Source organism: Gluconacetobacter johannae, assembly GCF_014174305.1.
GTDB lineage: Bacteria > Pseudomonadota > Alphaproteobacteria > Acetobacterales > Acetobacteraceae > Gluconacetobacter > Gluconacetobacter johannae.
Genome location: NZ_JABEQH010000005.1, coordinates 152,425 through 164,768, shown reverse-complemented (window position 1 = coordinate 164,768; position 12,344 = coordinate 152,425). Strand labels below are relative to the sequence as shown.

The 12,344-nt window shown below is 65.5% G+C and carries 10 protein-coding genes; 4 read left to right on the top strand and 6 right to left on the bottom strand.

Features of this window, described 5'->3' with window-relative positions; translation table 11 throughout:
* The 4 genes from HLH21_RS05100 to HLH21_RS05085 form a co-directional block, all read right to left on the bottom strand.
* Nucleotides 1-1,110 (bottom strand): MSMEG_0568 family radical SAM protein, encoded by a 1,110-nt coding sequence (locus tag HLH21_RS05100; RefSeq protein ID WP_182941955.1) that lies wholly within the window; start codon nucleotides 1,108-1,110, stop codon nucleotides 1-3.
* A gap of 4 nt (nucleotides 1,111-1,114) precedes the next feature.
* Entirely contained in the window at nucleotides 1,115-2,092 is a 978-nt protein-coding gene (locus HLH21_RS05095; protein WP_182941953.1) for a Nit6803 family nitrilase, read from the bottom strand.
* Nucleotides 2,093-2,114: 22 nt separating this feature from the next.
* Complete coding sequence (locus HLH21_RS05090) at nucleotides 2,115-2,597, bottom strand: MSMEG_0572/Sll0783 family nitrogen starvation response protein (RefSeq protein ID WP_182941951.1); 483 nt, start codon at nucleotides 2,595-2,597, stop codon at nucleotides 2,115-2,117.
* Nucleotides 2,598-2,902: 305 nt separating this feature from the next.
* The gene (locus HLH21_RS05085; protein WP_182941949.1) at nucleotides 2,903-4,303 is read right to left on the bottom strand and encodes an aminotransferase-like domain-containing protein; all 1,401 of its coding nucleotides are present in this window, start codon (nucleotides 4,301-4,303) and stop codon (nucleotides 2,903-2,905) included.
* 366 nt (nucleotides 4,304-4,669) lie between these two features.
* Here HLH21_RS05085 and HLH21_RS05080 point away from each other — a divergent pair, with 366 nt between their 5' ends.
* From HLH21_RS05080 to HLH21_RS05070, 3 genes are read left to right on the top strand one after another with little or no spacing between them, the layout of a single operon-like run.
* Nucleotides 4,670-6,067: a cytochrome ubiquinol oxidase subunit I gene (locus HLH21_RS05080; RefSeq protein WP_182941947.1), complete on the top strand. Its 1,398-nt coding sequence runs from the start codon at nucleotides 4,670-4,672 to the stop codon at nucleotides 6,065-6,067.
* 25 nt (nucleotides 6,068-6,092) lie between these two features.
* Nucleotides 6,093-7,106, top strand: coding sequence for a cytochrome d ubiquinol oxidase subunit II (gene cydB / locus HLH21_RS05075; RefSeq protein ID WP_182941945.1), 1,014 nt, complete (start codon nucleotides 6,093-6,095; stop codon nucleotides 7,104-7,106).
* Entirely contained in the window at nucleotides 7,106-7,237 is a 132-nt protein-coding gene (locus tag HLH21_RS05070; protein ID WP_182941943.1) for a DUF2474 family protein, read from the top strand. The genes cydB and HLH21_RS05070 overlap by 1 nt, the downstream gene beginning before the upstream one ends.
* A gap of 26 nt (nucleotides 7,238-7,263) precedes the next feature.
* Here the strand turns inward: HLH21_RS05070 and HLH21_RS05065 are convergent, their stop codons facing one another.
* Nucleotides 7,264-8,571 (bottom strand): NRAMP family divalent metal transporter, encoded by a 1,308-nt coding sequence (locus HLH21_RS05065; protein ID WP_182941941.1) that lies wholly within the window; start codon nucleotides 8,569-8,571, stop codon nucleotides 7,264-7,266.
* A 188-nt stretch (nucleotides 8,572-8,759) separates the two neighbouring features.
* On the opposite strand from HLH21_RS05065, the gene HLH21_RS05060 reads away from it, so the two are divergent.
* Nucleotides 8,760-9,650, top strand: coding sequence for a slipin family protein (locus HLH21_RS05060; RefSeq protein ID WP_182941939.1), 891 nt, complete (start codon nucleotides 8,760-8,762; stop codon nucleotides 9,648-9,650).
* A 64-nt stretch (nucleotides 9,651-9,714) separates the two neighbouring features.
* Here the strand turns inward: HLH21_RS05060 and HLH21_RS05055 are convergent, their stop codons facing one another.
* On the bottom strand, nucleotides 9,715-12,150 hold the full coding sequence (locus HLH21_RS05055; RefSeq protein WP_264811580.1) for a TonB-dependent receptor: 2,436 nt from the start codon (nucleotides 12,148-12,150) through the stop codon (nucleotides 9,715-9,717).
* Nucleotides 12,151-12,344: the final 194 nt, after the last annotated feature.

Below are 12,344 nucleotides of genomic sequence, written 5' to 3'. Positions count from 1 at the left end.
TCAGCCCTCGTAGGCCGACAGCGCGGAACAGGCGCCGCACCGGCCACACCCCGCCTTGATGGTGGACGACCGCATGTCCGCCGCGCGCAGCATCCGCCCCAGCGGGGCCAGCACCGCGCGCATGAAATCGGGCGTCGGCGCCGGATGGTGTTCCAGCGGCGTGCCGGTAATGGGCACGAACGGCACGACGAACGGATAGACCCCCAGTGCGATCAGCCGTTCGGCCAGCGCCAGGATCTGCTCCGCCGTGTCGCCCAGCCCGGCCAGCAGGTAGGTGTTCACCTGCCCCCGGCCGAACACCGGCACCGCCTCGGCGAAGGCGTCCATGTAGCGATCGACGCTGACGGTCGCCTTGCCCGGCATGATCCGCGCCCGCACGTCCTGGGTCGCGGCTTCCAGATGCATGCCCAGGCTGTCGGCCCCGGCGGCGCGCAGGCGGGCGAACCAGGCAGGGTCGCGCGGCGGTTCGCACTGCACCTGGATGGGCAGGTCAACCGCCGCCTTGATGGCCGCCGTGCTGTCCGCCAGCACCGCCGCACCGCGATCGACCACGTTGGGGGTGCCGGTCGTCAGCACCATGTCCCGCACGCCGTCCAGTTCGACGGCCGCGCGCGCGACCTCGGCCAGTTGCCGCGGCGTCTTGTAGGCAATGGTGCGCCCGGCCTCCAGCGACTGGCCGATGGCGCAGAACTGGCACGACGTGCGCCGGTCGGCATAGCGGATGCAGGTCTGGTGCACCGTGGTCGCCAGCGTATCGCGCCCGTGCAGCAACGCAATTTTCCAGTACGGAATACCGTCCGCCGTGTGCAGGCCATAGAAACGCGGCGGCGTCGGAAAGCGGATGGTGCCGACCGGCCGGCCCTCGTGCCGCAGCACGCTTCCCCCGCGCGCGTCGGGCGGGTCGGCCAGGAAGGGCGAGCGCCGCGCGCCCATCGTGTAGATCGGCACCATGATGGTCTGGCCCGCGACCGTCACCGCCTTGTGGTCCGATGGCCCCGCGCCCCCCTTGCGGGTGACGCCGCCGCCGCAGTCGGCCATTTGCAGGCCCAGCGACTGAAGGTCGGTAATCAGCCGGCGGCTGTCCGTCGGCGCGGCGGCGGGGATCGGCATCGTCTTATGTCCTGTCTTGAAGACTGTCGGGTTCCACCCCTTCGGGCGGGTCGTCCGGGTAATGGACCGTCCGGGCCGGGCGGCGGTCGTGCAGCAGGCTCAGCAGTTCGGGACGCGCGTAATGACCGACCGAATCCATCATCCGCTTGCGCTTGGCAATCAGGCCGAAATCGAGGTCGGCGATCACCAGCCCTTCGCCTTCACACCGTGGTTCCGCCAGCAATTTTCCTTCCGGCGAGACGATGGCGGTGAAGCAGCCGCCGCGCAGCGGGCCTTCCAGCGCCGGGTCGCCGGCGATGTCGGCAATCTGCCCGTCGGACAGCCACCCCGTCGCGTTGATAACGAAACATCCCGATTCCAGCGCATGATGTCGGATCGTCACCTCCATCTGGTCGGCGAAGACCTGCCCCACCAGCGACCCGGGAAATTGCGCGCAATGGATTTCCTCATGCTGGGTCATCAGCGCATAGCGGGCCAGCGGGTTGTAATGCTCCCAGCAGGCCAGCGCGCCGATCCGTCCGGCCGCGCTGTCCACCACCCTCAGGCCGGCGCCGTCGCCCTGCCCCCAGACCATGCGTTCATGATAGGTCGGCGTGATCTTGCGCCGTTTCAGGATCAGCTCGCCCGTCGCGTCGAAGACCAGCTGCGTGTTGTACAGCGTGCCGCCGTCGCGTTCATTGACGCCCAGCACGACGACCATCCCGGCCGCCCGTGCCGCGGCGCCCACCATCTCGGTCACCGGGCCGGGCACGACAGCCGCGCGGTCATACAGCGCCAGATGCTCCGCCCCCATCCGGAACGCCGGACGGATGAACGAGAAATAGGGATAGTACGGCACGATGGTTTCGGGAAAGACGATGATCTGCACGCCCTGCTGCGCGGCGTCCGCGATGGTGCGGCAGATTTTCCCGACGGTGCCCAGCCCCGTCTCGTCGAAGACGGGGGCGATCTGCGCCGCCGCCGCCCGGATCATGCGGTTCATCGTCCCCTCCCGCGCCTCGGCGTCAGACCGTCCAGGTATCGAGGATGAAGGCATTGTCCCGCCGCGCCAGCAGGATCAGGTCCAGCACGTCCTGTGGGTTGATCGGCGTGATGCCCGGGATCAGCGACTGCTCGCCATGGCCGTACAGCGCCTGCAAGGCAAAGCGGCAGGCATAGACCTTGCCGCCCTCTTCAAGGATCTTCACGATCTGGCGGTTGGCGTTCATGTGGCCGGGAAAGGCCTCGTCCCCCAGCCGGGGGAAGCCGCGCTGCACGCCCAGCGTCACGCCGGGACCATACAGCAGCACCGACGTGTCGAACCCCTTGCGGATCAGGCGCGTCGCCTGCAACAGATTGACAAAGCCGATCGACCCTTCGAACGCGACGGTATGAAAGGTGACCAGCGCCTTCTCGCCCGGCTGGGCCTTTACGTCCTCGAAAACCTTGTTTTCATAATCGACGAAGACGTCGCCGTCCTTGTGCGGGGCATGTTCGACCTTGGGCATCGGGATTCTCCTGCCAGGGCACGGCGCCGGGCCGTGACCGTATGAACTGACAGGCGAAGTCGTGACATACAATCACGACAATCCTCAAGGGTCATATCCGGACGCAACTGCATACAAAACCATACAATTTTCCCATGCCGGGCGGAACGCCGCCATTCATCCCCCGACATTTCCTCGACCACCCCCATGCAATGCCGGCCAGACACCCCCAAGCGACCGAAAACGCGAGCTTTTTTCGCCGACGCGAAAAAACGAATAATGTCCATATTGTCGGTGCATGGGCGAACAGCCCTGAAGCATGCCGGTCAGACGATGTCGGTGTAGCCCGGCGACCGCTTGTGCTGCAGCACCGAGACGACGCCATGCAGCGACGCCTCCAGGCTGTCGAGGGTAGCGGCGCTGCCCAGCGCGATCCGCACGCGCTGCGCGGGCTCGCCTTCGACGGTGAAGACGCTGCTGGGTACCAGCCCCAGCCCCTGGCGGCGCGCGTAGGACACGAAATCGACGCTGCCCCACCAGTCCGGCAGTTTCAGCCACACATGCGGGCCGTCGGGGTGCATGCAGTGCCCGTCGCCCAGAATCGCGCGCGCCGCCGCCTGGCGCAGGCGCAGTTCCGTGCGGATGGCCCGCACGATCGCCTGCGCCTGACCGTCCTGCATCCAGCGCGCGACCAGGCTGGTCATCAGGCCCGAACAGGTCAGGGAAATCGCCCGGACCGCCGAACTCATGCGCTGGACCGCGTCCGGCGGGGCGACCAGGAACGCCAGCCGCAGGCCCGGCGACAGCACCTTCGCCAGGGTCGAGACGTAGAAGACGCGCGACGGGTCCAGCGCCGCCAGCGCCGGCGGCGGCTGGTCCAGCAGCAGGCTGTAGGGGTCGTCCTCCAGGATCTGCACGTTATGGGCCTTCGCGACCGCCAGGATGGCCTCGCGCCGCGCCAATGACATGGTGGCGGTGGTCGGGTTCTGGATGGTGGGCGTGCAGTAGATCAGGCGCGGCCGATGCTGGCGGCAGGCCCGGTCCAGCAGGTCGGGCACCATCCCCTCGCGGTCACTGTCCACCCCGGCCAGCAGCAGCCCGAACTGGGCCGCCAGGGTGCGGATGCCGGGATAGGTGAAGCGGTCGGTCACGATCACGTCGCCCGGCGCCGCCAGGGTCGAGACCACGGCGCTCATCGCGCTCTGCGCCCCGGGCACCACCAGGACCTCGTCCGCCGGGCGCGCGCCCAGCATCGGCTTCATCCAGTCGGCGGCCAGTTGCCGTTCCTCGCTGGTGCCGCCGGTCACACGGTAGGACAACAGGGCATGCAGGTCCTGCCGGCGCAGGATGCGGCTGATGTCGTTCTGGATCAGTTGCTGCAGCGACGGGTTCTCGGGGATCGGCGGCAGGTTCATGGTCAGGTCGACCACCGCCCGTCCGGCATTGCGCCAGCGCGTCTCGGTCGCGCCGACGCGCACGAACGTCCCGCGCCCGACCGTCGCCTCGATCAGGCCACGCCGCCGGGCCTCGGCGAAGGCGCGGGTGACGGTCGTAAGGTCCGTGCCCAGCGTCTTGGCCAGGGTCCGCTGCGGCGGCAGCCGGTCGCCCTCGTGGATCTCGTCCCGGCGAATGGACTCCGCCAGCGCCTCGACGATCGACAGATAGAGGGGGCCGGCATTGCGGTCGATGTACTGCTTCCAGCCAGGCACCAGGTCAGCGGCGGACATTCGATTCTCGGATCTGTTGCATGGTCGTGATGCCGACAATTCACCAGAAACTCCATACAATCAACCGCCGTCCGCCCAATCCTGCCATACCCTGCACACAACCCGTCCATGTCGGATAGCGCCTGCTGTCGCGCCCCTGCACCGCGCCCGTCCCCATCCGGGCGGCGACATGGGAAATCCGCGCCCCGCGAGGCATCCCCCGCCGCCTCGCCACGTTCCACCCAGGCGACGGGGGTTCGCACGCCCCCTCTTGACCCATACATTTTACAGACATATGGATTTATTGTTTTCATTTTGTATGGATATTGTTCCGGCATTGCCTGGCACGCCATCCCGACATCCGGCCCGCGGCAAGGAGGCACCATCATGTTCGGCCTGAGCGCATTGGAACTGGCGCGCATCCAGTTCGGTTTCACGGTTTCCTTCCACATCATCTTCCCGGCCATCACCATCGGCCTGGCCAGCTATATGGCATTTCTCGAGGCGCTGTGGCTGTGGAAGAAGGACCCGGTCTATCTTCAGCTCTGTCGCTACTGGTCGCAGATCTTCGCGGTCAATTTCGCCATGGGCGTGGTGTCCGGCCTGGTGATGGCCTACGAATTCGGCACGAACTGGAGCTATTTTTCAGCGAAGGCGGGCACCGTGACCGGCCCGCTGCTGACCTACGAAGTCCTGACCGCCTTCTTCCTCGAGGCCGGGTTCCTCGGTGTCGCCCTGTTCGGCTGGGACAAGGTAGGCAAGGGGCTGCATCTGTTCGCCACCGTCATGGTCGCGCTGGGCACGCTGATTTCCGCCACCTGGATCCTGGTGTCGAACAGCTGGATGCAGACCCCGGTGGGATACCGGGTCGTCGACGGGCGGGTGATCCCGGTCGATTGGCTGCAGATCGTCTTCAACCCGTCGGTGCCCTACCGCTTCACGCATATGGTGCTGGCCGCCTTCCTGGCGACGGCGCTGTTCGTCGGCGCCACGGCGGCGTGGCACCTGCTGCGCGGCGAACGCACCCCCGCCGTCAAGCGCATGATGTCCATGGCGATGTGGATGATCCTGATCGTCGCCCCGATCCAGATCGAGGCCGGCGACCAGCACGGGCTGAACACGCTGGAACACCAGCCCGCCAAGATCGCGGCCATCGAAGGCCACTGGGACAATGACGAAGGCCAGGTGCCGCTGATCCTGTTCGGCCTGCCCGACATGACGGCCGAGAAAACCCGCTACCAGATCGCCGTGCCGCATGCGGGCAGCCTGATCCTGACCCATTCCTGGAACGGCAAGATCCCGGCGCTGAAGGATTTCCCGGCCGAGGACCGCCCCAATTCCACCATCGTCTTCTGGACGTTCCGCGTCATGGTCGGGCTGGGCGTGGCCATGCTGCTGCTGGGCGTGGCCGCGGCGTTCGCGCGGTGGCGCGGGCGGCTGTATGATTTCCGGCCGCTGCTGACCTTCGCGCTGGTCATGGGGCCGGCGGGGCTGATCGCGATCCTGGCCGGCTGGTTCACCACCGAAATCGGCCGTCAGCCCTGGGTCGTCTATGGCGTGCTGCGGACCCGCGACGCGGTGTCGAACCATTCGGTCCCGGTGCTGACGGCGTCGTTGCTGACCTTCGTCGTGCTGTATGTGTGCATCTTCGGCACCGGCGTCCTGTACATGCTGCGCCTGGCCGCCAAGCCGCCCGAGGCCCTGTCCGGCCACGACCACGACCTGCGCCCCGACGAGCGCCCTGCCCGCCCGATGTCCGCCGCGCCGAATCTCGGCGACCTGTAACCTTCAGCCCCAAGGAACCAGAGACATGGGTATCGACCTTCCGCTTGTCTGGGCGATCATCATTGCCTTCGGGGTGCTGATGTATGTCGTGATGGACGGCTTCGACCTGGGCATCGGCCTGCTGTTCCCGTTCATCCCCGACCGGACGGAACGCGACACGATGATCAACACCATCGCCCCCGTCTGGGACGGCAACGAGACCTGGCTGGCGCTGGGCGGCGCCGGATTGATGGCGGCGTTTCCGGTGGTCTATTCAGTCGTCCTCAGCGCCTTCTACATTCCGCTGCTGCTGATGCTGGGCGGGCTGATCTTCCGTGGCGTCGCCTTCGAATTCCGTTTCAAGGCGGACGAGGCCCATCGCCCCTTCTGGGACAAGGCGTTCGCCGCCGGGTCGGTCCTGGCCACCCTCTGCCAGGGCTGGGTGCTGGGCGGGCTCATCAACGGCCTGCGCGTCACCGGCCCGTCGTACGACGGCGGCGCCTTCGACTGGGTGTCGCCCTTCAGCCTGTTCACCGGGGTGGCGCTGCTGGCGGCCTATGCGCTGCTGGGCGCGACGTGGCTGATGCTCAAGACCGAGGGCGCGCTGCATGACCGGATGCGGGCCCTGGCGAAGCCGCTGACGCTGGCCCTGCTGGCCTGCATCGCCATCGTCAGCATCTGGACGCCCCTGCTGCACCAGGCCATCGCCGACCGCTGGTTCACCATGCCGAACATGGCGATCCTGGCCGTGGTGCCGCTGCTGGTGATCGCAATCGCCTTCGTGCTGCTCCGCAGCGTCGGCAATGCCCAGGGCAATCATGCCGTGCCGTTCCTGATGTCGCTGGGCCTGATGCTGCTGGGCTATGTCGGGCTGGGGATCAGCCTGTGGCCGAACATCATCCCGCCCGCCCTGTCGCTGCGCGATGCGGCGGCGCCCCCGGAAAGCATGGGCTTCGCGCTGGTGGGGGCATTGTTCGTGATCCCGTTCATCCTGATCTATACCGCCTGGGCCTATTACGTGTTCCGCGGCAAGGTCCGTCACGGGGAAGGATATCACTGATGCGTCTCCCCTTCCGGCCACGCACCCAGCTTGGGTGGATGCTCACCCTGTGGCTGGCCGGCGTGGCCGCCATGGGGGCCTTCGCCGGCGCCATGCATCTGGTCATGGCGGCCGTCGGCCTGACGCCCTGACGCGGATCGGGCGTTGCCCGGCGCGGTCAGAGCGTGACGAACATCGCCAGGACGATGGCCGCCATCACCCCGGTCGCCAGCCAGCCCAGCGCCCGCAGCGCCCCCCGGATGGCGAACGGCCCCATGATGTCGCGCCGCGAGGCCAGCAGCATCATCACGATCATGACCGGCACCGACGTCACGCCGTTGATGACGGCGCTCCAGTACAAGGCCCGTATCGGGTTGATCGGGGTGAAATTCAGGATCATCCCGATCAGGGTCGCGATGACCAGCACGGCGTAGAAGGCCTGGGCCTCCTTGGGCCGCCGGGCAAGGCCCATGGGCCAGCGCCGCATCTCGCCCACCGCGTAGGCGGCCGATCCGGCCAGCACCGGAACCGCCAGCAGGCCGGTACCCACGATGCCCAGCGTGAAGATCTCGGCCGCCAGGCGGCCCGCCAGCGGGCGCAGCGCCTCGGCGGCCTGCGCCGAGGTCTCGATCCTGAGGATTCCGTTGGGGTGCAGGGTGGCCGCCGTGGTCAGTATGATCGCCAGCGCCACCAGGTTCGAGAACCCCATGCCCACCAGCGTGTCGATCTCGATGCGAAGCAGCGCGCGCCGGCCCTGCGACGGCGCGTCGTACAGATCGGTGCGCCGGGGGTAGACATGCATGTCCTCCACCTCCTCCGACGCCTGCCAGAAGAACAGATAGGGGCTGATGGTGGTGCCCAGCACCGCCACCACCGCCACGATCATGTCGCGGTCCCACGGCCAGCCGGGCCAGACCAGGCCCCACGCGCACGCGGCCCAGTCCACATGCACGATCGCCAGGGTCCCGAAATAGGCGAACAGGGCCAGGGTCAGCCATTTCAGCACCGCGACATAGCGTGTGTATTCAAGGAACAGCTGCATCGAGATGCAGATCACGGCCATCAGCACCACATACAGCACGCGCGGCGCCGGCAGCAGCAACGTCAGCGCATCGGCCATCGCCCCCAGGTCGGCGCCCAGATTGATGATGTTGGCCGTCAGCAGCATCATCACCACCGCCGCCAGCAGCCAGGTCGGGTAATGCAGGCGCAGGATGCCGGCGATGCCGTGCCCGGTCGTCCGGCCGATACGCGCGCTGATGATCTGGATCGCCACCATCAGCGGATAGGACATCACCATCGTCCAGCCCATGGCGTAGCCGTAGCGGGCGCCGACCTGCGAATAGGTGGCGATGCCGCTGGGGTCGTCGTCCGACGCACCGGTAATCAGGCCGGGCCCCAGCACCCTGAGCAGGTTCGGGCGGCTGGTCCCGACGACCGGGCTGGGCTGCTCCGGATCGTCGTCGTTAAGGGGGGAATGGGTCATAGACGGGACATGGCTGGCGGTCTCCGCACCCGGCGCGGGTCGGCGACAGGGTGGCATGGCCGAGAGGGATCGGACAGGTTCTCCCCGGTCACTTTTCCCGAATCGGCATGCGTATTCCGAGCATCACCTGAGGGAACCGCCGCCCGGCGGCGACGTTAGCATGCCGCCCACGGCCGGAAGCAACGGCGATGAACCCCATCACACTGGTTATCGTGGCGGCCCTGGTTCTTGCGGGCCTGTGGGCCGGCGGCATGATGGCGCCCCAGGCCGGCAATTTCATCCCGATCTATGCAATGCCGTTCCTGGGGGCGGCCGTTCTTGTCGGCCTGTCCCTGAAGATGGCCAACACATGGCAGAAATTCGTGGTGCTGCGCGCGGGAAAGCTGCAGGGCGTTCGCGGCCCCGGCCTGTTCTTCATCATTCCCGTCATCGACCGCATCGTGGCCATCATCGACGAGCGCATCCAGACGACGGGGTTCAATGCCGAACAGGCGCTGACCCGCGATACGGTTCCGGTCAATGTGGACGCCGTGATCTTCTGGCATGTGGACGACGCGCAGGCCGCCGCGCTGAAGATCGCCAACTATCGCGAAGCGATCGACCGGGTGGCGCAGACCTCGCTGCGCGAGACCATCGGATCATCCCTGCTGGCGACCCTGCTGTCGGACCGCACGGCGTCGAACGAGCGGCTCAGGGCGGAAATCGGCGCCAAGACGGCCAATTGGGGCGTCGCGGTGATATCGGTCGAAGTGCGCGATGTCGCCATCCCCGTCGCCCTCCAGGACGCCATGTCGCGTCAGGCCCAGGCGGAACGCGAAAAGCAGGCTCGCATCATCCTCGGCTCGGCCGAAGCCGAGGTGGCCAGCCTGTTCGTGGCGGCGGCCGACAGCTACGCGAACCATCCGGCGGCGCTCCAGTTGCGCGCGATGAACATCATCTACGAGACCACCAAGGAACGGGGTTCCACGATCCTGATCCCGACCGCGATGATCGACAGCATGAACCCGGCCTCGGCGATCAATCTGGCAGGCGTGGCGTCACGCATCGAAGCCGCGGACGATACGCCGGCCCCACCGTAAGACCTGGCATAAAAAAACCGGCCGGCTCTCGCGAGCCGGCCGGTTTCATCGCCAGATCCCGGCCTCAGAACGAGGTCGAGAGCGTGCCCATCATCGAGAAAGGCGGCATCGGGGAGTATGTCGGCGCGGAGTCCGCGGCGATGGCATGGCCGTTCACGCCCACTGTCGATTTTGCATTGTTGGAGAAGGCATAGATACCGCCCAGCTTGTTCTGCCCCGTCACGTTGGAGAAGTTGAGGCGGAACGTCGGAGATTTCGCGATCCAGACGGTCGGGAAGTGATAGCCCAGCGCGATGGAATTCGTGAAGTAGGACGGCATCGCCTGATCGTTCATGAATGTCGAATACTGCTGGCCCGTATAATGCAGGGTCGCGTTCAGGAAGAACGGTCCTTCGTTATAGGTCAGGCCGACGCTCGCCATGTATTTCGGCGTCATGATCGGGCGCTTGCCCTGGGTCCGCAGGTAATCCATGCCGCCGTCATCCGTGGTCGTCGGCAGGTTGTTGTCCATCGTGGCGTGCAGATATTCGAACGAGACATACGGGCGGAAACGCTTCAGCAGCGGGCGCGTCGAAAGCATGACATCCACGCCACGGATCGTCTCTCCGCCGGCATTCATCGTCTGGCTGACCTGCACGTCGTTGCTGTAGGTGTTGAGCGTCAGCAGACGGTTGGTCACGTTGAAGTTGAAGGCGCTGATATCCGCCACCAGAAAATCGCCGGAATAGCGATAGCCCAGTTCTTCCTTGATGGAATACTGCGGCTTCACATTCGCGCCCGAGGTCGTCATCTTGCCTGTAGAGGTGCTGTAGCGCGTGATGAGACCGACCGGAGACGGCGCCCGGAAATCGCCCTCGGCATTGATGTACACCTGATTGCGGCTGTTGATGTTATACGACCAGGACAGGCGCGGCGTGGGCGACACCAGCGTCTGGGACGAGCGGCCAAGACCGCCCGGCAGATAGTCGGTCCCTGTCAGCGTCATGGAGGTGACCTTGATGCCGCCCGTCAGGCTCATCCTGTGGTTCAGGAAATAGGCCGTGTCTTCCAGGAAACCGGCATTCAGGCTGTAGCTGCCGACATAATTGGTCGCATAATAGACGCTTCCCGACGGACCACGATAATAGGCCGACTTGTCCGTGGACGGCACCGCGCCGGTGGTCTGGTCCAGGGGCACCATGGGCGTCCGCAGGGAATAAGTGTTCTCCTCGTGCCAGTAGCCGATCTGCCCCGCGTTGTCCTTCAGGTGCCAGTGCAGGCTGGCGACGACACCGCCCTGCTGGTTCACGGACATCGCGGCCGTCGCGACGTCAAAGCGCGTGGATGTCCGGATGCGGCCATCGCCGTTCAGGTCGATCGCCTGCGCCTGCGTGCCGGAATAGGTCGACCCTTCCGTCAGCCGAGACGCACTGTTGAGCGTAATCATGGCACGCTGGTAATAAGGCACCACGTCGAGGCTGAAGATGTGGTTCAGCGCCATCTTGATCGGCAGGGACGCGTAGAACTGATCCTTGTCCGTACCGCGCAGCGCATAATAGCTGCTGGGCGACAGCGGATTGAACTCCGCCGGGTAGCTGAGCGGCGTCGAGACCGGGCGACCATGCTTGTCATTTTCGAAACTGACCAGCGTCGGGTACCGGTTCAGGTACGAGGTATAGTGATTATAACCCAGGAAGAAATCAATCGAGCTTTGCGCGCCGATGGTTTTCTGCGCCCGGAAATCCAGATGCTTGCGGTCGCTGACGCCTGAACCACGCCATGCATCGGCACGCGTGTGCGACAGCGAGATATAGCTCTTGACCCCGGAATTGCCGAGCAGGCCGGTATCCACCCGAACGAATTCGCGGGACGTGTTGAACGAACCGTAGCTGCCCGAGATCGTGCCGCCGAATTTGTTGGACGGCGTGCGCGTCGTGATCGACAGCGCGCCGGCGGCGGCGGAGGTCAGCGGATCTTCCACCGAAATGGAGCCCGGCGACATGGATTCCACCGAGATGTTCTGGCTGTCGATATAGTTCTGGATAAAGCTGGAGGCCGAGGCGGTGGAGCCATTGGCGATCGGCATGCCGTTCATCAGGAAGCCGATATCATTGTCGTTCAGCCCACGGCTGCTGATCGCGCCCCCGTCGATTCCACTGGGGTCGGACGACGACACGTTGACGCTCGGCAGGTTGCTGACCAGGTCCAGCGGCGCGCTGGTCGGGCTTTGCATCGAGATATAGCTCTCGGTCACCGACTGGATGGAACGCGCGGCCGTCTCGACACGCATCATGCCGCCGCCCGGCGCCTTGGTCCGATCCGCATAAACACTGATGGCTTCGTCATTTTCAGAGACATGACGGGCAACCTGAGGCTTCCGGTCCTGACGGCCCGACGACTGGCTCTTTGCCTTCACCGGCGCAGGCGACTGGGTCTGGGCCTGGGCCAGATCACCCATCACCAGAGTGCCCAGCATCGTTGCCGCGACGAGATGTCTCTTACGCAAGACCGAACGCACCACGCTGTTTTCACAGCTGCCGCCCGGAAAAAAGAAAGCCCTCTGGAGAGACATCGCCACCCACATTCCTGCAAGATCCAAAAAAACGCTTCGGGACCATTATGAATATTTTTGCAGGAGATAAATGGCTCAATCATGGGAACATTATCAACCTGGAATTGATAATGTTATGCTTTGTCAAAAAAAGCGCCTGAAAT